Genomic DNA, 25,848 nt, shown 5'->3' with positions numbered 1-25,848 from the left:
GGGGAGACGTAGGGATGGCTAATAAAAGTGTAATTAAACAGGTGAATGAGCATGTCGGAGAAAGTGTTGTCATCGGCTGTTGGGTGAACAACAAACGCTCCAGCGGCAAAATCCAGTTCTTGCAGCTTCGCGACGGGACAGGTTATATCCAAGGGGTTGTCGTGAAATCGGAAGTGCCTGAAGAGGTATGGGACGCTGCCAAGAGCCTCACCCAGGAGAGCTCGTTGTATGTTACCGGCGTGATCCGTGAAGAACCGCGCAGTGCGTCGGGTTATGAGATGACAGTTACCGGTATTGAAGTACTGCATATTACCGAGAACTACCCGATTACTCCAAAGGAGCACGGGGTTGATTTCTTGATGGACCACCGCCATCTATGGCTCCGGTCCGCGAAACAACGTGCAGTGCTGGTGATTCGCGCAGAGATTATCCGTGCGGTGCAGGAATATTTTGATACTAACGGATTTACACTGGTGGACCCGCCGATTCTGACACCTACGTCAGCAGAAGGCACCACGAATCTGTTTCACACTAAATATTTTGAAGAGGATGCCTACTTGACGCAAAGCGGACAGCTGTACATGGAAGCGGCGGCAATGGCGCTAGGCCGTGTGTACTCCTTTGGTCCAACCTTCCGTGCGGAGAAATCCAAGACCCGCCGTCACCTGATCGAGTTCTGGATGATTGAACCGGAGATGGCCTTCACCGATCATGAGGAGAGTCTTAAGGTTCAGGAAGCTTTCGTCAGTCATGTCGTGCAATCTGTAGTCAAGAATTGCCGGCCTGAGCTCGAAGCCGTGGGCCGCGACATCTCCAAGCTGGAGAATATAAAAGCACCTTTCCCGCGGATCACTTATGATGATGCGATCAAGTTCCTGAATGAGAAAGGTTTTGAAATCGCCTGGGGTGAGGATTTTGGTGCACCGCATGAGACGGCTATTGCTGAAGCCTATGAGAAGCCGGTATTCATTACGCATTACCCGGCTTCCTTCAAAGCCTTTTATATGAAGCCGGATCCGAATCGTCCGGAAGTTGTGCTATGCGCGGATATGATCGCTCCCGAGGGGTATGGCGAGATCATCGGCGGTTCACAGCGGATCGATGATCCTGCGCTGATGGAAGAACGTTTTAAGGAGCATAACCTGTCGATGGATACGTACAAGTGGTATATGGATCTGCGCACTTACGGTTCAGTGCCTCACTCCGGATTTGGACTGGGGCTGGAACGGACAGTAGCCTGGATTTGTGGCCTTGACCACGTGCGTGAGACGATTCCATTCCCTCGTACGCTGTACCGCCTCTACCCGTAAAGGAAACAAAGGGGGACGAATATGGACGGCAAAGGATGGACTAACTGGGCCGAAGGCGTTGCCTTTGGTTTGGAGAACGGGATGGCCGTCATTCCATATGCACTGCTGAAGCATTACAGAAAGCTGGGCTTAAGCGGCAGTGAAGCGATGCTGCTGATTCATCTGCTCTCCTTCAGACAGGTGGAGGGAATTGAATTCCCTTCAATGGAGGAGCTGCAGCAGGTCACAGGCCGCAGCATCTCCGTCATCGCCGGGGAATTGCAGAAGCTCATGAAGGAAGGGTTTATCAGCATTGACGGAGATAACGATGAGCTGAGAGATATCCATTATGAGCGCTACAATTTCTCAGGCCTGTACAGCAAGCTTGGCAGCTATCTGGCCGAAGCTGCTAAGCAGTCTGCGCAGGGACAGGATAAGGGGGCTTTTGCGCCCGATCTGCGGGCTGCAGCGCATCATTCCGGGGCAGCAGCACCGGATGGCGGCTACGGCAGGCCTGCCGCTCCTGGAGCTGGCGTAGAGGCTGAGGAGAGCCGCAGTTTGTTCAGTATTTTTGAGAAGGAATTTGGCCGGCCCTTATCTCCGATGGAATGTGAGAACATTTCCGGCTGGGTCGATCAGGACCGGTATCCTGAGGAACTGATTCTGCTGGCCCTGAAGGAGTCGGTTTTTGCGGGCAAGCTTCATTTCCGCTATATCGACCGGATTCTGCTGGAATGGGCCCGCAATCGGGTTAAGAATGCCCAGGATGTAAAGAACTATTCCCAGAAATTCCGCAACGGCGGAAGATGAATACAACCGTATTGCCCGTGTCTTGTACCCGGGCGGTACGGTTTTTTTTGATGGTGTGCAAGGTGAAGAGCTGCGGTAGGTTTGGATGCTTCCAGAACGTACACAGCATATGAAAAAAAGCATGCAAAAAGATCGCTGCCGCGTCCCGGGTCAGGAAGCTAAGCAGCGATCTTTGGAGTGCGCAGATGTTGTTTAATCGAAGGAACGGGATTTCATTCCAAAGGGAATGTTAGTAGGTGTCCTTCATAAGCTCCTTTTCCAGAATGGAGCCCATCTCGCGGGAGCGTTCGGCACAGCGGTTCACAGCGGCAATGACTGTTTCAAAAAAGTCGCCTCTTTCCAGGACTTCAAGGGCTGCTTGCGTGGAGCCGTTTGGCGAGGTTACTTTTTTGCGCAGCGCCGCCGGCTCTTCTCCGGTCTGCTGGACCATACGGGCTGCTCCAAGCACGGTCTGCACGGTTAATTCGGTGCTCTGCTCAAGGGGAAGCCCGCCACGGATGCCTGCAGCGATCATCGCTTCCATCATGTAGTAGATATAAGCAGGACCGCTGCCGGAAATACCTGTCAAGGTATCCATCCGGTCTTCATCGATAACTGTAGTGATTCCGACCGCTTCGAAGATATTGAGACCCAGCCGGCGGTTTGATTCATCCACCTCTTTGGAGAAGGCGAGACCAGTAGCTCCGAGACCAATTGAGCTGGAGGTATTGGGCATGGAGCGGACAATCGGCTGACGTGTGCCAAGCAGGCCTTGCATGGTGCGGATCGACAAGCCTGCAATCATAGAAATGATGAGTTGATTCGGAGTGAGCAAAGGGCCCAGATTTTTTAAGGCCTCCGTTGCGTCCTTGGGTTTCATCGCCAGTACAATAACAGATGCATTTTGCAGGTATTCTGTTTTGTGGGCAGGATCATTGCTGACCAGCACACCATAGCGGCTCCGCAGTTCGGCCAGGCGTTCGGTGCTGCTGCGGTTCAGCATGATCACATTCCCGGCTGCGACCACACTCCGATTGATCAGGCCGCGGACAATGGCTTCCGCCATCGAGCCTGCACCGTAAAAAACAATATTATGATTAAGAAGCGGAGTTGAAGGTTGCTGACACATCGCGTAAATCCCCCTGTGGTTTAAATATTAACCCCGAACTTGTCCGGTGCCGTATATTTTATATTTGGTTGAAGTGAGCGCCGGAAGACCCATGGGTCCGCGGGCGTGCAGCTTCTGGGTGCTGATGCCGATTTCGGCGCCGAACCCGAACTCAAAACCGTCGGTGAAACGGGTGGAAGCATTATGATATACAGCGGCTGCATCGACCTCCTGCAGGAAACGTGCAGCATAGTTTTTATTTTCGGTGACGATACATTCGGAATGACTCGTTCCAAACTGGGCGATATGCAACATGGCTTCATCCAGGCCGCTGACAATTTTGAGGTTAAGAATATAATCGTTGTATTCTGTAGCGTAATCTTCAAGGGTGGCTGGCAGTGCCCATGGAACCAGAGCCACAGTTTCGGGACAGCCGCGCAGCTCCACATTTGCATCACGGAATGCTTCCGCAAGAGCAGGCAAATGAACTTTGGCATAATCCCGGTGGATCAGCAGTGTCTCCATGGAATTGCAGACGGATGGACGCTGGGCCTTGGCGTTCAGGCTGATGCTGAGCGCCATTTCAGGCAGCGCACTTTCATCAATGTACGTATGACAGATGCCGGCGCCGGTCTCAATGACGGGCACTGTGGCATTAAGTACAACGTTCTGAATCAGCGAACTGCCGCCGCGCGGGATAATGACATCCAGCAGACCGTTCAGCTTCAGCATCTCATCAACCGAGGCACGGTCAGCATCTTCAATCAGCTGCAGCGCATGGGGCGGAAGGGCAGTTCCGGCAAGGGCGATATGCAGCACCTCGACGATTCTGCGGTTGGAAGAGAGGGCGGAGGAGCCGCCGCGCAGCACCACGGCATTCCCGGTCTTGAGGCATAACCCTGCAGCATCGACAGTTACATTTGGCCGGGCTTCATAAATGATGCCGATGACACCAAGCGGCACCCGAAGCTTATCAATGGTCAGGCCATTCGGGCGCTCGATGGTCTCCAAACGGTCGCCGACCGGATCGGGCAGCTCCGCTATCTGCTGCAAGCCTTCGGCAATGCTGTCGATGCGGCCAGGGTCCAGAGCCAGACGGTCCAGCAAGGATTCCGAAGTTCCGTTCCTGCGGCCCCGCTCCAAATCTTCGGCATTGGCGGCAATGATGGATGGCGCTTCGGTACGGAGTGCTTCTGCCATCACAAGCAGAGCCTCATTCTTCTGGCTGGTCGTTAAGCTGGCCAGCACGCCTGTGGTTTCCTTGGCCAATTTAGCTTTGCGTACAACTTCACTCATGGCGTAACCTCCCAAATAAGATATATATTATTATCTCAGCGTAATCCATTCATCCCGGTGGATGACTTCCAGCCGGTGTACCTCGCCAAGCTTCGGCACGATCTCCCGGCTCGGCAGGCCCTGAATGCTGCGGAGCTGGGCATCATCATAATTGACAATGCCTCTCCCAAGCAGCTGGGAATCAGGCCCAAGCACTTCTACGACATCACCTGCATGGAAGTTGCCCAAGGTCCGCTTTACACCGACCGGCAGCAGGCTATGGCCGCCATGGAGCAAGGCTTCCGCCGCTCCTTCATCGACATAAAGGGAGCCCAGCGGGGTGGACATGAAGCCGAGCCATTGTTTTTTGACCGGAAGGGAGGACAAGGTGGTGGCAAAATAAGTCCCTCTTCCCTTGCCCAAAGCGGCAAGCTCCAAATCGCCGGCTTCCGTGGCCCTGCCGACAAATACCGGGACCCCTCCGCGTGTAGCAATCTTGGCTGCATCAATTTTGGAACGCATGCCGCCTGTGCCGACACTTGAGCCGGCCCCACCGGCGATGGCGTAAATCTCCGGCGTAATTTCCTCAATGAGCGGATAACGCACTGCGTCAGGAAACTTACGCGGATCTCCGCTGTACAATCCGTCCATATCCGTCAGTACCAGCAGGTGGCTGGCTTTAAGCAGATTGGCGACAAGTGCAGAGAGGGTATCATTATCCCCGAACTTTAGTTCATCGACAGATACCGTATCATTCTCATTAAATACAGGCACAGCACCTTGTCTGAGCAACTCTTCCACTGTCATCACGGCGTTATTCATCGCCCGGCGGCTGCAGAAATCTGTGCGGGTAAGCAGGATCTGGGCGGTGGCAATGCCATGCTCCGCAAAAGCTTCCTGATAGGCCCGCATCAGCAGCACCTGGCCCACCGCTGCCGCTGCCTGTTTCTCATGGAGCAGCCTGGGGCGGGACGAATACCCGATGCTGCGGAATCCGGCAGCTACTGCCCCGGAGGTGACCAGCAGAACTTCGGAGCCATTCTGCCTCAGCCGTGCAATCTCCGCTGCAAAAAAGGCGACGGCCTCGCGGTTCAATCCGCCTTCCGGACCGGTAAGCGAGCTGCTCCCGATTTTGACCACTATTCGTGAAGTCATTGCCTTTCACTTCCTCTGGATTAATAAGAATTTGTTCAATTAAACAACAAAAAGCCCCCATCCTTAGACTTAGCAAAGGACGAAAGCTTGTAACTTCCGCGGTACCACCTTAATTGATGAGGGTTCATCCGACTTCATTCTCGTAACGGGAGTATCCGTCCTGCAGGGCAGGCCGCTCGGGGGTAGGATTCGGAACGGACCCGCGGTAAATTCTCTCAGCCTGGCCGGAATTTACTCTCTGGACGCGGGGAGGCTCGTTCTTACTGGTCCCGTCAACACGTTTCACTATTTGTCCTATAGAATACCATGGTGTACGGCGGTTTGCAAAGGAATTCGGGCCTATTTATTTCAGCCTGCGGAAGGTTTGTGCTGGAATTATGTTTATCCGGCGGCCGAGCGGGTAATTATTTATAATCTGTCATCAGGAGGTGGATACGACTTGAGTAAAGGCAACAAGGCCGAGCAGGTAAAGATGCAGGACTCCAATGAAACGGCAGTATTCCAGAACCAGGCAATCCGTGAATTTGTAGAGGACAAGACCGGAAAGCCCGGAGCCAAAGGTCCGGTGAGCCAGAGTACTTCCCGTATAGATGATGATCAGAACCGTCTGACCAGCGTGCATAATTTGCGTAAATAATACCGCTTGCGACAATGGATACCATAAATAGACCGCACCCGTTGCCGGGGCGGTGCCACTGAAATCAAATTGACGACAGTCCATTCGGTTACTTCCGATTAGACTGTCGTCTTTTTCCTGCTATGAATCGTATGAAGCAATATCGGATCTACCGCTGTCGTGTGAAATCTACTAACTCATCCAAGGTTGACGCACGTTCACTCCTGACGTCCCTTAATCCATCTTACAATCAGCGGTTGACTTGGTCCCGGCAACCACTCGTCACCGGGACCGGCTGTGCTAGGAAGCGGACTCAGGTGCTCTTATTTGAGGCAACGAAGGGTATTGTCCTTTTATACGGATTCAGGTGCTCTTATTGTATGATCTCTGGCCCAAAACGGGGGTCAATGGATCATTTAGCGGCTCCTGAGTCCGTTTGACCAGAAAAATGTGCTGATTTCGCGAAATAACGTTTCTCCGGTCCGTTAAGTCTGTCAACAGCATATTTTAAGGTACAGCCCAATTTATGGCACCAAACTGTATCCTTGATTTGCCGTCTTCAGCAGTCCTTATCTCTTCGTCAGCTCCGCTACAGTGGATTTGAAGGTCTCCATAAAGGCTTCTGCCGCCTTGGACAAATAACGTCCACGCCGATAAGCCACAACCAGAGTCCGGCTGGGGACCGGCTCCTCCAGCGGCAGGTAGACCGGCACGAACTCGCTGCGCGGTGCGCGGGCGATAAAGTGAGGCACCAGCGTAACGCCCATGCCCGTTGCTACCAGAGACTGGACCGTCTCCATATTATTGCTTTCGAACACGATCCGTGGCTCAAACCCGGCTCCCCGGCAGAGCTCCACGGTCATTTTGCGAAAACCTTGTCCTTCCTTAAGCACGATAAAAGGTTCGTTCACCAGTTCCGCAAGCGCGGTGCGGAGGCCGGATTCGCTTCTTACCGCCAAAGGATGCTCAGGGGGGACGGCCAGGTCAATTTTTTCCTCGCCCAGCTCCTCATAGGTAAGGGAGGGCACCTCTAGCGGAAGCGACAGCAGGCTGAGATCGGTCTGGCCGCTGGCCGTCAGCTTCTCCAGGTTCATGGAGGAGTCCTCCAGCAAAGTGATCTCCACTTCGGGATATTTCTGTTTAAAAACAGGCAGCACATGCGGCAAAAGATGCGCTCCCGTGATCGGCATGCTCCCTACAACGACACGTCCGGTGCGCAGCTGAGAGATGTCGGCCATTTCCTGGCGCAGCAGCTCCACAGCATCGATGATAATCTGTGCCTGCTCCACAAATTTCGCACCGGCGTGAGTCAGCTCCACCGAGCTGGTATTACGTTGAAAGAGCAGCACACCCAGCTCTTTTTCCAGCTTGGAGAGTTGTTGGCTGAGGGAGGGTTGAGCGATATGCAGTTTGTCGGCAGCCCGGGAAAAATTCCGCTCCGCTGCGATTTGCAGCGCGTATTGCAGTTGTCGTAGTTCCATTAGAGAACTCCTTGCTTGTATCTAGAATACTTATAAGTATAACCTATAACTACACTTCTTACATATAGGACTGTTCTGCTCCATGAGTTGTACATCCTTTTAGGGGACTGCTAAACTGAAGAGAAGGAGGCGGAAGTACATTTGAAGAAATATAAAGAAGCCGGGGAACGGATAACCATAAGATATCTGGAGACAGCCGATGCCGGGGATATGCTGGATTTGCAGCTGCGCAACCAAAGAATGTTTGAAGAGATTTCAGTAAGTGACCGTTCCGAATCCTTCTATACCCTTGAAGCACAGACCGCACTTATTGAGGGGTGGACACGGGCCCGGGAAGAGGGGAAACGTTATTCCTTCGGGATTTTCCTGGTTGCCACCGGGGAATTAATTGGTGATATCTCGCTGTTTGAACTGCTGCTTGATTCGGGGAAGAAATGGATTGTAGGTTATGTCCTGGAACAGGCGCACCAGGGGCAAGGGTATATGAGTGAAGCGATCCAATTGGTGCTGAATTTTGCTTTTATGGAGGCAGGGATTAAGCGTGTAGAAGCTGGGGCATTGCCGGATAACACCGGCTCAATCCGTGTACTCCGCAAGGCAGGGTTCACGGAGGCAGGCAGTCAGCAGGTAAAAGTGAACGGAGTCTGGAAAGAACATCTGATGTTTGCCATCGAGAAGTGATTACCTGAAGGAGGGCTACAAATGCCGGAGCAAGCGATCGAGCAAAGACTACAGGAACTGGGCATTAAGCTGCCTGTGGCCAGCGAGCCCGCGGCCAAATATGCCAACTGCGTCAACGTAAACGGATTGTTGTTTGTATCGGGAAAGGGTCCCGCAGGCAAACCCAAAGGAAAGCTTGGGCAGGACTTCACTACAGAAGAAGGTTATGCCTTTGCCAGGTTGACCGGTATAGAGATCCTGGCGGTGCTGAAGTCGGAGCTGGGATCCTTGGACAGAGTCAAAAGAGTGGTCAAAATTCAGGGCTTCGTCAATGCCGACCCGCAATTTGAAGAGCACCATAAAGTGTTGAACGGGTGTTCCGACCTGCTGCTGGAGGTGTTCGGTGATCGGGGCATGCATGCCCGTTCGGTGTTCGGTGCCGTTTCGGTCCGGGACAACCTGCCGCTTATTGTGGATTCGATTTTTGAGATTGTGGATTAGGGCGAGTTAAAGTGAAACTATCGGGAGGTGCTTATTATGGTGGGAGTATTACGATTCGCTTTGGCCGCAGCCTTACTTCTTTCACCAAATACTGTTTTTTTAGATTCAGCATCTCCGGAACGCTCATCATTATCTGAAGTTTCAATTTTAGAGTCGCAGGTGATAAATACTCACCATACGGGAGGGGCTTTTCAAAATGAATTTACTTTAGCTCCATCTAACGGAAGCAGTTTAAAGGTGTGGATGCAAAATAACAGTAACGTTTCAGTTCAATTTCAAGTAACACGTAACGGTTCAGTATATTTTGATGTTCCAGTGGCTGCCCGTTCACAGGAACCAATATCATTTGAAGATCAATTAGGCATTGGTCTGACAGGTACTTATAAAGTCTACATATACAGCACTAATGGAACTTCCCTTGATATTAATGTAAGTGCAAGACAATTTTAAATACGCCCCTCCCCAAAAAATGTACCTTTGTGTTGCGCAATTTACACTATCCGCCTTATAGGCCACCCCTATAAGATTTATAGATATCATATCTTGGAATTATAAACAGGGTGATGTTATATTTAGAACATTAAAGAGAGACTCCACGCTCTCTTCCAATGTACGATTCTAAGATGAGGTGAAATCATGAGCAAGAAGACAATGTTTGAAAAGATTTGGGACAATCACGTTATTCATCAAGAAGAGGGCAAACCAAGCATTTTGTATATCGACCTCCACCTGGTTCATGAAGTAACTTCTCCGCAAGCCTTTGAAGGTCTGCGTCTCAGCAACCGCAAGGTTCGCCGTCCGGAGCTTACCTTTGCAACCATGGATCACAATGTGCCTACCAAGGACCGTTTTAATATTACAGATCCAATCTCCAAACAACAAATCGACACACTCTCGCAGAACTGCCGTGATTTCGGCGTGAGACTATTCGATCTGAATGATATCGATCAAGGTGTAGTGCACGTTATGGGGCCGGAAATCGGTCTGACCCATCCGGGCAAAACGATCGTCTGCGGCGACAGCCACACTTCCACCCACGGCGCTTTCGGCGCTTTGGCATTCGGGATCGGCACAAGTGAAGTGGAGCATGTACTTGCTACCCAATGTCTGCAGCAGTCCAAGGCCAAGACGATGGAAATCCGCTTTACAGGCAAACGCAATCCCGGCGTAACCGCCAAGGACATGATTCTCGGCGTAATTGCCAAATACGGCACGGATTTTGCAACAGGGTATGTCATTGAATATACAGGCGAAGCCATCCGCGAGTTGTCCATGGAAGAGCGCATGACGGTCTGCAATATGTCGATCGAAGGCGGAGCCAGAGCCGGTCTGATTGCACCGGATGAGACTACATTCAACTACCTGCGCGGCCGTCAGTATGTGCCGCAAGGTGCAGCATATGACGTTGCTGTTGAAGAGTGGAAGAAGCTTGTTAGTGATGAGGGCGCGGAATACGATACAGTGGTTTATTTTGATGTAGAAACACTCATCCCGCAGGTAACCTGGGGAACCAGCCCGGGCATGGGCACGGATATCACGGCAAGCGTGCCGAATCCGGCTGACTTCACGACAGAGAATGAACGCAAAGCGGCTGAAAAAGCGCTTGAATATATGGATTTGGTACCAGGCACACCGATCTCTGAAATTGGCATTGACTATGTCTTCATCGGCTCCTGCACTAACGGCCGCATTGAGGATTTGCGAGCGGCGGCACAGGTTGCCAAAGGCCACTCGGTATCGGGTAAAGTGACGGCGATTGTGGTGCCGGGCTCCGGACGCGTGAAGATGCAGGCAGAAAAAGAAGGTCTGGATAAAATCTTTACGGAAGCCGGGTTTGAGTGGCGCGATGCAGGCTGCAGTATGTGCCTGGCGATGAATCCGGATGTTCTGCAGCCGGGACAGCGCTGCGCATCGACCTCAAATCGTAACTTTGAAGGACGCCAGGGACGCGGCGGACGTACGCATCTGGTATCGCCTGCAATGGCGGCTGCGGCTGCAATCAAAGGCCATTTTACCGATATTCGCGATTGGAACTATAAGACCGAAGCCGTAGGCGTATAAGATTGATAGAGAAGCGGGAGGGTACTAACTATGGATGCTTTTAAGAAACTGACAGGGATTGTAGCACCGGTGGACCGGGTTAATGTAGATACGGATGCGATTATTCCGAAGCAATTTTTGAAACGGATTGAACGTACCGGCTTTGGGCAATTTTTGTTCTATGAATGGCGTTTTGATGAAGCCGGCAACGACAATCCGGAATTTGAAATGAACAAACCCCGTTATCAAGGGGCTTCTGTTCTGATCTCGCGGGCTAACTTTGGCTGCGGCTCCTCCCGGGAGCATGCGCCTTGGGCTATTATGGATTATGGCTTCAAAACGGTAATCGCTCCTTCTTATGCGGATATTTTTTACAATAACTGCTTTAAGAATGGCATCCTGCCGGTCAAGCTGTCCGAGGAGCAGGTGGATGAGCTTTTCAGCCGCACCGCCGAGCATGACGGCTACGTGCTGCACGTAGATCTGGAGAACAATACGCTTAGCGATGATTATGGTCTGAAGATTAATTTTGAACTGGATGAGCACCGCCGCCAGTTCCTGCTGCAGGGGCTCGATGATATCGGTCTGACACTTCAGCATGCCGATGATATTACTGCTTATGAGGAACGCCACACCGCTAAATTGTTCGGGTAAGCCCGGCAAAAGCTGGTGAAGAACGAAAACTTTACAAAATTTACGCAAAACTTCTATTTCCGGGTGTCGGAAATAGAAGTTTTTTTGCTATAATCGATATATTCGTTGCCGACAGAGGTAACTTTTGGTAGTTTCTGTCGTCTGGTACTTGAGTTCTATTTATCTGTTCTATGTATCTATTACTTGTCAAAGGAGAGAAAAGGATGAGAAGAGCCGGACACCGTTTATTCTTGCTGTTGATTCTGCCATTGCTGTTCTTGTCATTTGCCGGCGATAAGGCTGCTGCTGCCGGAAACAGCGCGGGCAAGATCATTCTGGACAACCAGGAGCTAACCATGCCCAAGGGGATCAAGCTTGAGAACGTGAATGGAAGCGTTATGATTCCGATCCGTGTGGTCGTGGAGAATCTGGGATTTGAGGTGCTTTGGGAGCAGAAATCCAAAAGGGTCACCGTTCAGCAGGATCATAAAAGTGTTGAACTGGCAGTGGGAAGCAAAACGGCCACGGCCGACGGAGTGACGCTGGATCTGAACGCGGCGCCCAAACAGACCGGCGGCACCGTACTGGTTCCGATCCGTTTTGTCAGCGAGCAGTTTGGCCTCAAGGTAGGCTGGGATAACAGCGACAAAATTGTCTACCTTACAGGCGGCTCAGCTAGTATAGGGGGAGACAACTCAGCCCCTGTGCCGACGGACACTCCGGCTGCAACGCCAACAACTGTAACGCCTCCGCTTGCCGGCGGAACAGATCAAGGCGCGGTACCTGGCGGAGCCAGCCCGTCGCCAACTCCAGGCAGTCCTGGTACGCCTGTCGGCCAGCCGCTGGTCAACGGAGCGGTATTCACAGAGAATAAGCTCATGATCGCGCTTACGGGCTCTGTGAAGCCAAATGTATCCACGGCAGACAGTCCGCACCGGATCATAGTCGATTTTCCGGGAGCAGCATTTGCCGCAGAATTTTCCGGAAGCATGAATGGGGTAGCCGGCAACGGCAGTCCGCAGGGAATGCTGGATGTGACCGGTTATCCGTCCGTATCAGAGATCCGGTATGCCTTGTTCAGCCAGAGCCCGCCAACGGTGCGTTTTGTCATTGAAACAGCTGCCAGTCAGCCGTATCAGCTCAGTACGGATGCAAGCACAGGGCTGGTTACCATTGATCTTAATGTTCAGGCGAATCCGCCTGCAAATCCTGTAACTCCAGGCACTGGTAAGCCGGTCGTGGTGCTGGATGCGGGACATGGCGGCTCCCAGCCGGGTGCAGTCAGTCCATCGGGAAAGAAAGAGAAGGATTTTAATTTGGCGGTCATCCGCAAAACCGGGGAGCTTCTTTTGCAGGAAGGACTTGTAGAAGTAATATTTACACGGACAGACGATATTACGCTGGGCCTGCAGGACCGTGTCAAAATAGCGGAGGCGGCCAAAGCCAATCTGTTCGTTTCGCTGCACGCCAACTCACTTCCTGAGAACCACCCTAACCGGGCTAAGGTGAACGGAAGCGAAACGTATTACAGCCGCAGTGCAAGCCTGCCCCTGGCTGAAATTATGCATAAGCATCTGGTAGCGGGAACGGGCTTCAAGGACAACGGTGTGAAGAGCAAAAGTCTTCATGTTACTCGTGAAAGCAGTATGCCGGCTGTGCTGCTGGAAGCCGGGTATCTGACCAATCCGGGAAATGAGGCTGCGCTCTACAGCGAGGCTCTGCAGGACAATCTGGCCCGGGAAATTGCAGCGGGAATCAAGGAATATTTGGGTCTTTAGATCTGTGTATATCATTCTTGACTCTATGAAAAGCTGTTTTTGCTTGGAATATATTCGCAACTTTTGCGCATAAGCGGCGTCTAATGAATGTCGAAGGTTGCCGGTGGCATGTGTCATCATGAACGCCGTTCTCAGGCGGAATACTAGATTCTTAGAGGTGAAGAATGAAGAAATTTGGATTTATGCTGTTGCTGCTGCTCTTTGTACTGGTTGTGCCGGAGCATGGACAGGCTGCCTCCATCAAGAACACGATTGTTCTGGATGGCAATGATATTACATCAGGGCAGAACGTCCCGGTTGAGAATGTGAATAGCACGGTTATGGTGCCGCTGAGAATGATCGCCGAGAACCTTGGCTACCAGGTAGGCTGGGATCAGTCAAGCAAGACGGTAAGCATTGAACAGCAAGGCAGAATCATCAAGCTGGTTGTGGATCAGACAGCCGCCTCTGTAGATGACAAGACCGTAATTCTGACTACGGCTCCGCTCTTGCGCAATAATACGACACTGGTACCGATTCGTTTCATTGGGGAACAGTTCGGGCTGACTGTAGAATGGGACAATACGAAGAAGATTGTAAATCTTATTACCCCGCAACCACCCAGTGATAACAGCAACCCAAATGATGGAACAACAGGTGGCGGAACAACAGGTGGCGGAACAAGTGTAGTCGTACCTGAGACAGGTAGCGCGGAGAATTTGACAATTGTCAATGGCATAAGCTTCAGCGAGAACCGTTTCGCAATTGCCATGGAGGGGAATGCCGTTCCCAAAGTTACGGTGCAGAAAAATCCCGACCGGATTGTTGTGGATTTGCCGAATGCCACTTTCTCCGATATGTTCGGATCCGGCCAGGAACTGGACCCCAATCTGAACGGCCAGATGGTAGTGACGGATTATCCTGACGTGTCGAAGATACGCTACTCGCTGTATAATACAGTACCTTATACCGTACGTTTTGTACTCGATCTGAATAACCCGAAGAATTATAATGTCAGCGTTACGGGAGACAGCACGAAGCTTGTGGTTATTGACCTGAATGCTGCCAGTCCGGAAGACACCACCACCCAGCCGGGCTCAAGCGGCCGCAAGCTTATTGTGCTCGACGCCGGTCATGGTGCAAAAGACTCCGGTGCCGTCGGTGTCACCGGGAAGTATGAGAAGAATTTTAATTTGGCGATTGTCATGAAAGCGGCGGAACTGCTGAAACAGGAAGACAAGTTCGATGTAGTGCTCACGCGCAGCGACGATACTTTCCTGGAATTGAAGGAACGGGTAGCCATTGCCAACAACCTCAAGGCGGATTTATTTATCTCCGTGCATGCCAACAGCAGCGGTTCTTCTTCTGCGAGCGGGACGGAGACCTATTACAAACGTGAAGCCAGCAAGGCTTTGGCCAAAGTGATGCATAAATATTTGGTACAGGCTACAGGGCTAAGCGACCGGGGAGTACGCAGCGGGAACTTCCATGTCATCAGGGAAACCAAGATGCCTGCCGTACTGCTGGAAGTCGGATATCTCAGCAACAAGAAGGATGAAGCGCTTCTTTTCACCGAAGATCTGCAGAACAAAGTGGCTGCATCCATGGTTAGTGGCATTAAGGAATATCTCGGTATACAATAACAGCCAAGCGGCAGACAAACGCCGCAAAGTCAGCGTCCTGCCCGTCTAATGGGGCCGGTAGACTTTGCGGCATCGGTCTGCCTACATTCTTCTAAAGGAGGCGTCAACGATGATAAACAAAAGATTGGGTTATGCAAGTATAGCCGCACTGCTACTGGTGGTAATTGCGGGCTGTGGAGACAAACCTGCGGCTGCTCCTGTGAACGAGGGCGGGATTGCAACGCCTGCTGTTGTCAGCGGCGCCGGGAATAACACGGATAACAGTGATAATACGGCCCCGGAGGAAGTCGTGCAGGATGTGGAGAATACCCCTGAACCGACTCCGGAGAGCAGTAATCCGGCCACCAGCGAACCAAGTCCTACCCCCTCGCCGTCGGCAGCTGTAGAGAAACAGAGTCAGAGCATTGAAGTCTACTATACGGACAACCAGCAAATGGATCTTGTAGCTGCCCAGGCAAAAATCAGCTTTACCAGCGATCTGGAAAAATATACGGAAGCCTACAAGGCCCTGCAAACCAGCGAAAAGCAGGATCAAGTATCCCTGTGGGGCAAGATCGAACTTAAATCCCTGAAGGTTGAGGATGGTCAAGTGATTATTGATATCCACAAACCGGAGGAGGCCCAGTTGGGTGCTGGCGGTGAAGCCATGGCAATCAGTGCGCTGACTAAGACTTTTTTCCAATTTGAAGAAGTGAAGAGCCTGGATGTGCTTGTGGACGGGCAGCAAGTGGAGAGTCTGATGGGACATGTGGATCTCGAGCATCCGATAACCCGGGAGAGCGCGAGTGAATAACGTATAAGTCTTGCATTTATTTGTTCATAGAGAGGGGAATAACCATTTGTCAGATCAAAAGAGATTAAAACGTCCCATGATAACTTATTCTGCTAGAGCGGTGTCGGCAGTATTGGCCGGAGCCCTGGCTTTTGGCGGAGGCGGAGCGGTGTTTGCGCTGGAGCCGGCAGCTGGAGCTCAAACCACCAAACCCGGTGCAGCAACCTCGGCAGCTTCCGGAATATTCAGTGATGTGAAGACAGGCTTTTGGGCTGAAAAACATATCTATAAACTGGCCTCCCAAGGGATCATTGTCGGCAATAACGGTTTGTTCCGTCCCGGAGACTCTGTTACCCAGCAGGAAGCGGTGCTTATGGCCCTTCGTTTCATGAAAATCCAGGATAAAGTGAACAGCGAAACCATGGTAGCCCTGCCTGAAGAGTTTGTAGTATCCAATTATTTCAAAAATTATGTGGTGCTGGCTTTCCAGCAAGGGCTGTTGGACAAAACAACCGAAATGGCAGCCGACAATTTAAAGACGCCTTGGGGAGAACGCAAGGCTACCCGTGAATGGATTGCCGAAATGCTGGTGCGTTCGCTTGGCAAAAATGCCGATGCAGCCGCTTATGCCACCGAGCCAACCGGCTTTGCCGATGATGCAAAGGTTTCAGCGAACAAGCGGGGGGTTATTAATCTTGCCGTGAAGCTTGGGCTGGCCAATGGACTGGACGGGAACCGTTTTGATCCGCAAGGAGCGGTGACAAGAGCACAGCTGGCTACCTTTTTTAGCCGGGCAGAAGCGCAAACAACCCTGGAATATGACAATACGATCAAAGGTACAGTAAGTGCACTGGCGGATGGCAAGCTTACTTTATATGCAGGCGGAAGTTCTTCCGTCTATAATTTGGGGGCGAACACGGCCTACTTCACCAGTGCCTCCGAAACCCGTATCAACCTGAGTGATATTCAGCCCCATACGAAAGTTACTGTAATAGGCGCCACCTACAGTCCTGTTTATGTTGAGGTTACTGATCCGGTACAACAGGTAGAAAGTCTATCGGGTAATTTTGCTATGGTAGCACCAGGCAACAAAATATGGTTGAAATCAGCGACTGGTTTCACCGAATATACTTATGATGAAGCAACGACTTTTGTGGATGTGAATGGAGACAAAATCGATCCCGCAGCACTCGTTGCGGACAGCACGGTTACACTGCAGCGCGAAACCTACACGGGCGCTCATAAAGTGGTGAGCGTTCAGGTCACCTCCGGGATTATCAATAAAACGGCCTCAGGCACCATTCAAAGTGTGGATCTGACCGGGAAGAGTATTACGTTCAAAAATGCCGCCGGCAAAGAAGAAACCTTTAAGTGGGAGGATGGCACTTCCCTGTTCCGTACACAGAGCTCGGTTCTGCTTCCTGCAGATCTGAAGACGGGTGCGGCAGTTAAGTATACGGTTCAGGATAATATGATCCGATCCGTAGAGGTAACCGAAGGCATAGAGCGGACGGTTCAGGGAACATTGAATGAAATGACCAAATCTTCGGTGGTTTATAAAAAGGCTGATGGTACACGTGAGGTGAAGCTGCTGGGAACGGCACCGGTTATTGTCATTCCGAATATGGCCGTGCCCGTGATCGATGATCTGATTGCAGACCCGGTAGGCGGGGATAACATCCAGCTTACATTGAACAGCAGCGATCAGGTGACCAAAATCGAAGTGCTTAAACGTCAAATCGAGCAGCTTGATGGGGCCGCAGTGGTAGATTACAATGCCAAAACACAGTTGCTGACAGTCAAGGACAGCAGCGGAAAGCCGCATGTCTTCCTGCTGGATGACAAAACCAAATTGATCTACGACGGAGTATCGCCAGTCCTGAGCAGCGTTGGTGCAAGACTTACCCAGAATCGCAAGGTAAACGTGAAAGGGATCGGTGAGCGTGCTATTTCCCTGGAGGTCGTTACGAAATATGAGGGTACGCTGACAGAAGTGAATACGAATGCACGTCATATGGTGATCAAAGTCAGCGACGGACAAAGTTTGACCCTGTCTTATCCGCAGGCAGTGGACATGTTCGGTGTACTTAATCCGACGATTACGGACGTGCCTATCGGCAGCCCGATAACCGCTATATTGTCAGGCAGCCAGGATGTTGTACAGGTTCTTAAAGCGAGAATGGTGACACAGCTTGAAGCAGCTACCGTCAACTCGGGAACGAACAAAATCGGCGTGAAATGGAGCGGAGGGGTCAGCGAGATCAATACGCAGGCGATACCATTAACGAATGAAGCCGGCCAGGCCGTCAAGCTGACCGAGCTGGTATCGGGAGAATTCATCAATGTGACTTTCGACGGAACAACCCCGCTTTCGGTGCAGTTTGTTAAACGTACTGCCGGACAAGTTGCCGCTGTGGATGCTGCTTCCGGTACCCTTAGCGTGAAGGATTATGCCGGTGCGGTTCAGAACTTCACGGCCAGTGCCGGGGTGAAAATTATCCGTGACGGCACCACAACAACTGCACTTGGGAACGTGACAACTGCCGACCGCGTGGAAGTGCGCAAGGATGCGAACGGAGCACTGATTATCAATGTTTTGAGCCAAGCGAACCGGATTTTCTGGCGTTATGAAACCACAACGAGTGAGCTTCTGGTCAAACGTGCGAATCTGAATGATAACAACTACCGTTTCCGTGTGTCTCCAAACGCATATATTCATCAAGGTGACACGACATTATCCGTGCAATCTCTCAAAGAAAATGATAATATTGTATTATATATCAATAATGGTATTATCGTTGAGATTGTGAAGCAATAAGGACGTATGGTGATTTTCCAGGTGGAACACCGTCTTGGCGCAGGGGCTTGCCTGCGTCAGGGCGTTTTTTTTGAAATATAAGGCGGGTTATGTATTGAAATGTATGAAGCTATACGTTACAATACATACTTTACTTATATTTCTTCAATAAATTTAAGAGTATGGCTCGGCCGAGTTTCATTACTCTGTGGAGGGGACGTTATGAAGGTTGCAGAGGTCCGCCACATTTTGGATACCATTGGAGACCTGTTCCCGGATGCGCATTGTGAGCTGAATCATAGCAACGCCTTTGAATTAACAATAGCGGTGTTATTGTCTGCCCAATGTACGGACGCAACGGTGAATAAAGTAACTGAGGACCTTTTCCAAAAGTATAAAACCCCTCACGATTACATCTCCGTACCCCTGGAGGAGCTTGAAGGCGATATCCGGCGCATCGGCTTATTCCGTAATAAAGCCAAGCATATCCAGAACCTGTGCGCCATCCTGATTGAACAGTATGGGGGAGAAGTGCCGGAGGCGCATGACCAGCTGGTGACGTTGCCCGGGGTGGGCCGCAAAACAGCCAATGTGGTCGTTTCCAACGCTTTTGGCGTTCCGGCCATCGCTGTGGATACGCATGTGGAACGGGTCGCGAAACGGCTTGCGCTGGCCGGGTGGAAAGACTCGGTTCTGGAAGTGGAGAAGAAGCTGATGAAGGCGGTGCCGCGCGACGAATGGACACTGACACACCACCGGCTGATCTTTTTTGGACGATACCACTGCAAGGCGCAGAATCCCAAATGTCAGCTCTGTCCGCTTCTGGATGTGTGCCGTGAGGGCAAGAAACGTATGAAAACATCTACGATCAGGAAAGCTAAAGATCATAGACCCCGGAGTAAAGAGTTAGAGATGAAGAAGAGGATGGGATAGAGATGAAATGCATTTCTGTATACACTGACAATTTTGAAGTATTTTCGGATATTTTTGACCGGGTAGTGGACAGCTCACTCGAAGAAAATGAAGAACAGGAAGTCGAAGGCATCACGATCAGCAATTCCGGCGATGTGCCTGAGCATTACTTGGAGCGTATGTCCCAAAAGCCTGAAGTTGTGGTCATGAGAGATAAATCCCGTGGAGTGACCATTCTGCAGCATGGTAAAGTATTTGAAATTCTGCTTCCTGTACTGGAAACAGCTTAAAAGAATCTCTCATTTTTGGGGAGTTTTTGGTGCAAGATATATAGTAACCGTACTAAGTCAGCAAAGCAGCGATTCTCCAATAACCGGAGAATCGCTGCTTTGTGTTTTTGTAAGCCCCAAGGTAGAAATCTCCGAACCCCCCGCTTAAACAGCGGAGAGGACGGAACGACCCGCGGAAAAGCGATAGCGTTCGCCTTTGTCCCCGGATTTTCACCGCTAAGGAGAATAAATAAAAGCTTGGGGATAACAGCGATTGGAACAACGGCTCGTTTCGTAAAGGATTATAGGTTATTTTGTAAGTAGTGTGTATTTGATTTGTGGCAAACAGGTGATAAAATGTAATTATTATTACTAAGACAATGACTTGGATAAACGTTGAAATAGAAACAGAGGTGGACGGGAATGGGTGCAAAGCAAGCCAGGATGGAGAGCGGTACCAGTAAGGAAACAGCGTCGCCGCTTTCCCGGCTGAGGCAATTCATGGAGCAGCAGGGCGACGAGGAAAGTGAGCGTATCTATGCTGACTTGCAGCAGAAAGAGCTCGCGGGGGAGCTGACAATCGCTTTTTGCGGACATTTTTCGGCAGGAAAATCAAGTATGATCAATAAACTGTGCGGCAGCACCGTGTTACCTTCCGGGCCGGTGCCGACCAGTGCCAATATTGTCTCGATCCGCAGCGGAACACCGCGTGTGCTGATCTATCCCAGAACGGAACCAGGACAAGCCGATGTCCTCCCATATGAGACGACACCGGAGAAGCTGCAGGTCTACTGCCGAAACGGAGGAGATTACTCCGCAATCGAAGTATGGGAAGAGGTGCCTCTGCTTGGAGCCCATGGGGTGCTCATGGATACCCCCGGTGTAGACTCCACGGATGATGGACATCAGGCGGCGACCCGCTCTGCGCTGCATTTGGCGGATGTGGTGTTCTATGTGATGGATTACAACCATGTGCAGTCCGAGAACAATCTGGCATTTGCCAAAAACCTCAGTGACTGGGGAAAACCGCTTTATCTGGTTATCAATCAAATCGATAAGCACCGCGAACGGGAAATCACGATTGAGGCCTATCAGCGGCAACTGGAAAGCGCTTTCCAAGAGTGGGGCATTCAGTGTGCAGGCATCCTGTTCACCTCTCTGAAAGTGAAAGAGCATCCGCTTAACGGTTGGGAGCAGCTGCTCGAACTTATTGCGGATCTCCTGGAGCAACGGGAGCAGTTGCTGGGTTACAGCCTTTCCCGCTCCATCCATCACGCTGCGGATTCTTCGCTGGCTGCTTTTAGGGAGCAGCAGCAGGAGGAACGCGATGCTGCACTCGAAGAGCTGGGTGATATGGAAGCTGCAGCTGTGGAGGCCGAGCTTGCTTCTGTCGCCATGGAACGTACGGCACTGAACGAGCTTCCGGAGCAGTCCCGGTTCAAGCTGCGTAACGAGCTGGATCACTTGCTGAACAATCTCAATCTGATGCCTGCCGAGGTTAGATCGGCAACAGGGGATTATCTGCTTAGTGTCAGTCCCGGCTTCCGCATGGGCCTGTTCTCCACGGCTGCCAAACGGGAGAAGGAGCAGAAGAAACGCCTGGCTGCCTGGCAAGAGCTGCTCGGCCGCGAAGTTTCTACCCAGCTGGAATGGCATATGATCCAGCTGGTCAGAGCATGGGCCGAGCAGCTTGGAGTCTGGGCGGAGGAGGCTGAGACTACGCTCAAAAACAGCTTCCCGGCGGTGAGCCAGCAATGGCTGGCGGCTGCAGTGAAGCCGGGAACGGGCGCGGAGGGCGAGGCGCTGCTTAATTTCTGCCGCAATCTGGCGGCCGAAATTAAAGGGCAGTTCCGCCGTGCCGCGCTGGCCCTGGGCGATGAGCTGCTGGCGCAGCTGCCATCGCTGCTGGACGAGCGGCGGGCAACGCTTGACCGCCGCGAACAGGCCCTGGCACGCCAGGCGCGTGCCGTTGCCGCGGTGGCCACGCTAGACCGCGCGGCCGCGGCACGCGCGCAAGCGCTCGCGGCGATGCTGCCGCCGCGCCGTACCCTCACCCCCGGCCTGCTGCCGGAGGTGAGGAACATCCCGCGCGCGGCAGCGCCGGGCGCCGCGCAAGAGCAGCCGCCGCGTGCTGCTGCGGCGGCCAAGGCCCCCGCCGCCCCAGACTGGGCGGCGGGCCCGGCTTCGCCGGCGGGCGGACGCCGCCGGCTCTCGGCAGCTGCGGCAACGCTTACCGCCGCGGCTGAACTGCTGCGCGGCGAGCCGGCAATGGCCTCGGCGGCGCGCAGTCTGGCGGCGCGGGCGGAGAACCTCGCCGGCGGCCGCTTCACACTCGCGCTGTTCGGTGCATTCAGCGCGGGCAAATCCTCCTTCGCCAACGCTTTGCTCGGCGAGGACATTCTGCCCGTGTCTCCCCATCCCGCCACGGCAGCCATAGGACGTATCCTCGCACCGGAAGGAGATTTCCGCCATGCCAGTGCGGTAGTGACGATGAAGCAGCCGGCGGAATTCTGGGAAGACATTACGCATTCCTTCGGTGTGCTGCAGCTGGGAGAGCCGCAGAAAGAGACCTGGACATCCGTAACGGCCAAGCTGCAAATCAGCGGCATCCATCCCTCGGCTCTGCCGCATATCGGATTTCTGCGGGCAGCTGCGGCGGGCTGGAGTGAAGCGGAACCGCTTCTGGGTACGGTAAGGACAGTGGAACTGGAGGAATACCGCCAATTGGTAGCAGAGGAGACGCGGGCGTGTTTTGTGCAGGGGATTGATCTGTATTATGCCTGTCCCCTAACCGAAAGCGGCATTGTGCTGGTTGATACCCCGGGAGCGGATTCCTTGCACGCGCGCCATACCGGTGTCACCTTTGGGTACATGAAGGATGCGGATGCCATTTGTTTTGTGACCTACTACAATCATGCCTTCTCCAAAGCGGACCGGGGCCTGCTGGCTCAGCTGGGCCGGATCAAAGACAGCTTTGCGCTGGATAAAATGTTCTTTATCGTCAACGCTTCGGATCTGGCTTCCAGTGAAGAAGAGCTGGATGAGGTGAAAGAGCATGTCCGGCAGAATTTACGGTCCGGCGGCCTGACATCTGCGAGAATTTATGCCCTGTCCAGTCTACAGGCGCTGGATGCCAAGCTGACAAATGACCGTGAGCTTTATGCACGCTCCCGATTTGCGGGCTTCGAGGAAGCCTTGTCCAACTTCGCCGGTGAGGAATTACCTATGTTGGCGCTGGAGGCGGCGAGAGAGAGCATTGCTTCTGTCCGCAGCCGGGCAGAAGAATGGCGGGCGCTCGAGTCGCAGGAATCCGGCGAGCGGGAAGCGGCGCTGCAGCGCCATAAGGAGCGCCGCCGCCGCATGGAAGAAAGGCTGTTGCTGGTCGTGGCTGAAGAACGCCCGTTCCGCGATTTGAGGAGCGAGGGCGGAGAGTTGATCTACCATGTCCGGCAGCGGCTGGGGTTTGCTTTTGGCCGTTTTTTTCAGGAGTCGTTTCACCCCTCGCTGTTGCGGGAGGATGCCGGGAACCTGAAAGAGATCTTCGCCGCCTGCGGCGCAGAGCTGTGGAGGACGGCACAGCGTGAGCTGGAGCAGGAGCTGTGGGCCACAACACTGCGGCTTGAGGCGGCCGGGCGCGGACTGGTACGCTCGGCGTTTACTTCCGCAGCGGCAGAACTGGAACTCTCCGAGCAGGATTTGGAGGGGGTGGAGTCGGGCAAGGAAACCTGGCTGTCTCCCGCAACACTGGAATGTCCGCTTCCACCGGTGGAATGGCTGAGCTTGTGGGGACATTTCAAATCGGCGCGGCATTTCTTTGAAGGTCCCGGACGCGAGAAGGTCAAATCCGAAGTGGAGCCTGTGTTCAGGGAGGCTATCGCTTCGGCTGCAGCGCTGCAGGAGCAGCATTTGCTGGACAGATACAGCAAGAATCTGGAACACGCCCTGCAAGTTGCAGCAGCCGGACTGCGTGAGGGTCTGGCCGAGCAGGAGGAAGCCATGGCAGAACTGCTGAAAGGGGGTGACGCTGCAGAGCATTGGGGTCCAATCGAACGTCAATTATCGCAGTTGGAGCACTCTTTTGACGAAATCATGGAAAGTCAACTGTGAAGTTTGTAGGAAATTGTCGATGAACACTTGCAATCTGACGAATGATGGATGAAAATAAAGAAGTCTGAAAATTTACAATGAAACTGCAACGTTTGCTGTAATTCAAAGGACGTATCAGTCGAATTGCCGAAAGAGGTTGGAAATGGCCATGTGGGGAGCTCCTTTTTCAGCTCAAAGCCGCAAGCTGCTGCTGCTGGGCAGCGGGGAACTGGGTAAGGAAGTCATTATTGAAGCTCAGCGCCTGGGCGTAGAGACCGTAGCTGTGGACAGTTATGAACACGCACCTGCTATGGGTGTGGCCCACCGCTCTTATGTAATTGACATGCTTGACGCTGAGGCGCTCAAAGCACTGATCCGCCTGGAGAAACCGGATCTTATCGTGCCGGAGATTGAGGCTATTGCGACACATGCACTGGAGGAACTCGAGCAGGAAGGTTTCTTCGTGGTTCCGACGGCACGTGCCGCCCGCCTGACGATGGACCGTGAAGGCATTCGCCGGCTTGCGGCGGAAGAACTGGGCCTGCCCACGGCAGCGTACCGCTTTGCGGACAGCCTGGATGAGCTGCGCCAGGCTGTGGAAGAGCTGGGCACACCTTGTGTGATCAAGCCGATCATGAGTTCTTCCGGCAAGGGACAAAGCATCTGCCGTGTACCGGAAGATGCAGAAGTTTGCTGGAACACCGCGCTTGAGGGAGCAAGAGCCAAAGGCACACGTGTGATTGTGGAGGCTTTCGTGTCGTTCAGAAGTGAAATCACACTGCTGACCGTTCGTTCGGTGTCCGGAACCGTGTTTTGCCCGCCGATTGGGCATATCCAGAAGGATGGGGATTATGTCGAATCATGGCAGCCGCATTTTATGTCTGCCGGGGAGCTGGAAGAAGCGCAGTCCATTGCCAAAGCGGTGACCGATCAGCTGGGAGGCCGCGGTATTTTTGGAGTGGAGCTGTTCCTTACAGATCAGGGAGTTTTGTTCAGTGAGGTATCACCAAGGCCGCATGATACCGGCATGGTGACCATGGCAACGCAGGATGTATCGCAGTTTGCATTACATGTCAGAGCCATCCTTGGATTTCCCGTAGAGTCGGTGCAGCTGCTAACCCCGGGGGCCTCGGCTACGCTGAAGGCAGAAGGAGAAGGACAAGCTTTTACTGTATCCGGGATGGGAGAGGCGCTAGCGCTTCCGCGTACCCAGATCCGTGTATTCGGCAAACCGGCAGTTCGCCCGGGCCGGCGGATGGCAGTCGCATTAAGTGCAGCAGAAGATGTGGAAATCGCGCGGACGATAGCCAAGCAGGCGGCGTCTATGCTAAAAGTGGAGGTATATGAGAATGAACAGTAGTACTCAGGCACCAGTACTGCAAATTCGCAGATGCGGCATGAATGACTTGGAGAGAGTTACAGCGCTTCTGCGGGAATTCGGCTATCCAACAACGCTTAGCGTGATGAAAGAGAGAATGGAAAGCATGGCGAATGATCCTTTCCATTGCACACTTGTTGCTGAATTAGAGAACGAGGTTGTGGGTATGATCGGGCTTCGGCAGGTAAGTTCTTATTACAAACAGCAGGATTGTATTACTGAGGTTACCGCCCTTATTGTATCGGAAGAGCTCAGAGGTAACGGACTTGGCAAGAGACTTATGGCTGCTGCGGAAGAATGGGCCCGTGAGCAAGGCTGCTGCGAGCTGTTCCTGAGAAGCGGCAACCGTGTAGAGCGCGCGCCGGCGCATGCTTTCTACCGGCATATCGGGTTCGAGAAATCGGCAGGCTACCGTTTCAGCAAAACATTGCTATAATTTTACGTTACGATCATCCCATCCCGGATTGCGGGATGGCTTTTTTTTGTCTCTTTAGCAGCAGGTTAGAGGGAAATTTGCCCGCTAAATTCTTCGATTTCCTGGATACTGAACAATTAGGGGGAAATCAACCCGTTAATTATGCCTGTTAAGCCATTTTTGGCTAAATGGACTAGGATTAGAGGGTCATTTGATTTAGACTAAGAGGTGGACACGGAAAGTACAACTCATGGATAATAGAATCAAACTCC

21 protein-coding genes are annotated in these 25,848 nt (G+C 52.5%); 17 read left to right on the top strand and 4 right to left on the bottom strand.

What is annotated here, in order from left to right:
* Positions 1–14 precede the first annotated feature (14 nt).
* The gene (gene asnS, locus IEY53_RS09770) at positions 15–1,310 is read left to right on the top strand and encodes an asparagine--tRNA ligase (protein WP_189024387.1); all 1,296 of its coding nucleotides are present in this window, start codon (positions 15–17) and stop codon (positions 1,308–1,310) included.
* A 21-nt stretch (positions 1,311–1,331) separates the two neighbouring features.
* Positions 1,332–2,099 (top strand): DnaD domain-containing protein, encoded by a 768-nt coding sequence (locus tag IEY53_RS09765; protein WP_189024385.1) that lies wholly within the window; start codon positions 1,332–1,334, stop codon positions 2,097–2,099.
* 229 nt (positions 2,100–2,328) lie between these two features.
* Here the strand turns inward: IEY53_RS09765 and proC are convergent, their stop codons facing one another.
* From proC to proB, 3 genes are read right to left on the bottom strand one after another with little or no spacing between them, the layout of a single operon-like run.
* The gene (gene proC, locus IEY53_RS09760) at positions 2,329–3,207 is read right to left on the bottom strand and encodes a pyrroline-5-carboxylate reductase (protein WP_189024383.1); all 879 of its coding nucleotides are present in this window, start codon (positions 3,205–3,207) and stop codon (positions 2,329–2,331) included.
* 27 nt (positions 3,208–3,234) lie between these two features.
* Positions 3,235–4,482, bottom strand: coding sequence for a glutamate-5-semialdehyde dehydrogenase (locus tag IEY53_RS09755; RefSeq protein WP_189024381.1), 1,248 nt, complete (start codon positions 4,480–4,482; stop codon positions 3,235–3,237).
* 30 nt (positions 4,483–4,512) lie between these two features.
* A complete protein-coding gene (proB, locus tag IEY53_RS09750; RefSeq protein ID WP_189024380.1) occupies positions 4,513–5,616 on the bottom strand; it encodes a glutamate 5-kinase in 1,104 nt (367 codons plus the stop codon).
* A 439-nt stretch (positions 5,617–6,055) separates the two neighbouring features.
* Here proB and IEY53_RS09745 point away from each other — a divergent pair, with 439 nt between their 5' ends.
* On the top strand, positions 6,056–6,253 hold the full coding sequence (locus IEY53_RS09745) for a hypothetical protein (protein WP_189024378.1): 198 nt from the start codon (positions 6,056–6,058) through the stop codon (positions 6,251–6,253).
* Between the two features lie 548 nt (positions 6,254–6,801).
* On the opposite strand, the gene IEY53_RS09740 is transcribed toward IEY53_RS09745, so the two are convergent.
* On the bottom strand, positions 6,802–7,713 hold the full coding sequence (locus tag IEY53_RS09740) for a LysR family transcriptional regulator (protein ID WP_189024376.1): 912 nt from the start codon (positions 7,711–7,713) through the stop codon (positions 6,802–6,804).
* 141 nt (positions 7,714–7,854) lie between these two features.
* Between IEY53_RS09740 and IEY53_RS09735 the strand changes: the two genes are divergently transcribed.
* From IEY53_RS09735 to IEY53_RS09670, 14 genes are all read left to right on the top strand, one after another.
* Positions 7,855–8,394: a GNAT family N-acetyltransferase gene (locus IEY53_RS09735; RefSeq protein WP_229696071.1), complete on the top strand. Its 540-nt coding sequence runs from the start codon at positions 7,855–7,857 to the stop codon at positions 8,392–8,394.
* A 21-nt stretch (positions 8,395–8,415) separates the two neighbouring features.
* Positions 8,416–8,874, top strand: a complete 459-nt coding sequence (locus tag IEY53_RS09730; RefSeq protein WP_189024373.1) for a RidA family protein — start codon at positions 8,416–8,418, stop codon at positions 8,872–8,874.
* A 36-nt stretch (positions 8,875–8,910) separates the two neighbouring features.
* Positions 8,911–9,324 carry a hypothetical protein gene (locus tag IEY53_RS09725; protein WP_189024371.1) on the top strand — a complete coding sequence of 138 codons (414 nt, stop codon included), beginning with the start codon at positions 8,911–8,913 and terminating at the stop codon, positions 9,322–9,324.
* Positions 9,325–9,510: 186 nt separating this feature from the next.
* Entirely contained in the window at positions 9,511–10,935 is a 1,425-nt protein-coding gene (gene leuC, locus IEY53_RS09720; protein WP_189024369.1) for a 3-isopropylmalate dehydratase large subunit, read from the top strand.
* A 30-nt stretch (positions 10,936–10,965) separates the two neighbouring features.
* A complete protein-coding gene (gene leuD / locus IEY53_RS09715; protein ID WP_189024367.1) occupies positions 10,966–11,568 on the top strand; it encodes a 3-isopropylmalate dehydratase small subunit in 603 nt (200 codons plus the stop codon).
* A gap of 203 nt (positions 11,569–11,771) precedes the next feature.
* Complete coding sequence (locus IEY53_RS09710; RefSeq protein WP_189024365.1) at positions 11,772–13,325, top strand: N-acetylmuramoyl-L-alanine amidase family protein; 1,554 nt, start codon at positions 11,772–11,774, stop codon at positions 13,323–13,325.
* 164 nt (positions 13,326–13,489) lie between these two features.
* The gene (locus IEY53_RS09705; RefSeq protein WP_189024363.1) at positions 13,490–14,947 is read left to right on the top strand and encodes an N-acetylmuramoyl-L-alanine amidase family protein; all 1,458 of its coding nucleotides are present in this window, start codon (positions 13,490–13,492) and stop codon (positions 14,945–14,947) included.
* 109 nt (positions 14,948–15,056) lie between these two features.
* On the top strand, positions 15,057–15,740 hold the full coding sequence (locus tag IEY53_RS09700) for a GerMN domain-containing protein (RefSeq protein WP_229696070.1): 684 nt from the start codon (positions 15,057–15,059) through the stop codon (positions 15,738–15,740).
* 76 nt (positions 15,741–15,816) lie between these two features.
* A complete protein-coding gene (locus IEY53_RS09695) occupies positions 15,817–18,537 on the top strand; it encodes an S-layer homology domain-containing protein (RefSeq protein WP_189024360.1) in 2,721 nt (906 codons plus the stop codon).
* A gap of 201 nt (positions 18,538–18,738) precedes the next feature.
* Positions 18,739–19,449 (top strand): endonuclease III, encoded by a 711-nt coding sequence (gene nth / locus IEY53_RS09690; RefSeq protein ID WP_189024358.1) that lies wholly within the window; start codon positions 18,739–18,741, stop codon positions 19,447–19,449.
* A 2-nt stretch (positions 19,450–19,451) separates the two neighbouring features.
* The gene (locus IEY53_RS09685) at positions 19,452–19,718 is read left to right on the top strand and encodes an NAD/NADP transhydrogenase alpha subunit (protein WP_189024356.1); all 267 of its coding nucleotides are present in this window, start codon (positions 19,452–19,454) and stop codon (positions 19,716–19,718) included.
* 402 nt (positions 19,719–20,120) lie between these two features.
* A complete protein-coding gene (locus IEY53_RS09680; protein ID WP_189024354.1) occupies positions 20,121–23,804 on the top strand; it encodes a dynamin family protein in 3,684 nt (1,227 codons plus the stop codon).
* A gap of 148 nt (positions 23,805–23,952) precedes the next feature.
* Positions 23,953–25,143 carry a formate-dependent phosphoribosylglycinamide formyltransferase gene (gene purT, locus IEY53_RS09675; protein ID WP_189024850.1) on the top strand — a complete coding sequence of 397 codons (1,191 nt, stop codon included), beginning with the start codon at positions 23,953–23,955 and terminating at the stop codon, positions 25,141–25,143.
* Complete coding sequence (locus IEY53_RS09670) at positions 25,133–25,597, top strand: GNAT family N-acetyltransferase (RefSeq protein WP_229696069.1); 465 nt, start codon at positions 25,133–25,135, stop codon at positions 25,595–25,597. Before purT ends, IEY53_RS09670 begins: the two co-directional genes overlap by 11 nt.
* Positions 25,598–25,848 lie beyond the last annotated feature (251 nt).

This window comes from Paenibacillus albidus (genome assembly GCF_014644435.1).
GTDB lineage: Bacteria > Bacillota > Bacilli > Paenibacillales > Paenibacillaceae > Paenibacillus_AQ > Paenibacillus_AQ albidus.
Note: the sequence above shows the minus strand (reverse complement) of the source record. Positions and strands in the feature narration are given on the sequence as shown.

Coding starts and splice junctions, on each gene's coding strand:
- IEY53_RS09725 (WP_189024371.1), top strand. CDS start 8,911: ATGGTGGGAGTATTACGATTCGCTTTGGCCGCAGCCTTACTTCTTTCA.
- nth (WP_189024358.1), top strand. CDS start 18,739: ATGAAGGTTGCAGAGGTCCGCCACATTTTGGATACCATTGGAGACCTG.
- IEY53_RS09685 (WP_189024356.1), top strand. CDS start 19,452: ATGAAATGCATTTCTGTATACACTGACAATTTTGAAGTATTTTCGGAT.
- proC (WP_189024383.1), bottom strand. CDS start 3,207: ATGTGTCAGCAACCTTCAACTCCGCTTCTTAATCATAATATTGTTTTT.
- IEY53_RS09700 (WP_229696070.1), top strand. CDS start 15,057: ATGATAAACAAAAGATTGGGTTATGCAAGTATAGCCGCACTGCTACTG.
- proB (WP_189024380.1), bottom strand. CDS start 5,616: ATGACTTCACGAATAGTGGTCAAAATCGGGAGCAGCTCGCTTACCGGT.
- IEY53_RS09680 (WP_189024354.1), top strand. CDS start 20,121: ATGGGTGCAAAGCAAGCCAGGATGGAGAGCGGTACCAGTAAGGAAACA.
- IEY53_RS09755 (WP_189024381.1), bottom strand. CDS start 4,482: ATGAGTGAAGTTGTACGCAAAGCTAAATTGGCCAAGGAAACCACAGGC.
- leuC (WP_189024369.1), top strand. CDS start 9,511: ATGAGCAAGAAGACAATGTTTGAAAAGATTTGGGACAATCACGTTATT.
- IEY53_RS09670 (WP_229696069.1), top strand. CDS start 25,133: ATGAACAGTAGTACTCAGGCACCAGTACTGCAAATTCGCAGATGCGGC.
- IEY53_RS09710 (WP_189024365.1), top strand. CDS start 11,772: ATGAGAAGAGCCGGACACCGTTTATTCTTGCTGTTGATTCTGCCATTG.
- purT (WP_189024850.1), top strand. CDS start 23,953: ATGTGGGGAGCTCCTTTTTCAGCTCAAAGCCGCAAGCTGCTGCTGCTG.
- asnS (WP_189024387.1), top strand. CDS start 15: ATGGCTAATAAAAGTGTAATTAAACAGGTGAATGAGCATGTCGGAGAA.
- IEY53_RS09695 (WP_189024360.1), top strand. CDS start 15,817: ATGATAACTTATTCTGCTAGAGCGGTGTCGGCAGTATTGGCCGGAGCC.
- leuD (WP_189024367.1), top strand. CDS start 10,966: ATGGATGCTTTTAAGAAACTGACAGGGATTGTAGCACCGGTGGACCGG.
- IEY53_RS09730 (WP_189024373.1), top strand. CDS start 8,416: ATGCCGGAGCAAGCGATCGAGCAAAGACTACAGGAACTGGGCATTAAG.
- IEY53_RS09740 (WP_189024376.1), bottom strand. CDS start 7,713: ATGGAACTACGACAACTGCAATACGCGCTGCAAATCGCAGCGGAGCGG.
- IEY53_RS09705 (WP_189024363.1), top strand. CDS start 13,490: ATGAAGAAATTTGGATTTATGCTGTTGCTGCTGCTCTTTGTACTGGTT.
- IEY53_RS09765 (WP_189024385.1), top strand. CDS start 1,332: ATGGACGGCAAAGGATGGACTAACTGGGCCGAAGGCGTTGCCTTTGGT.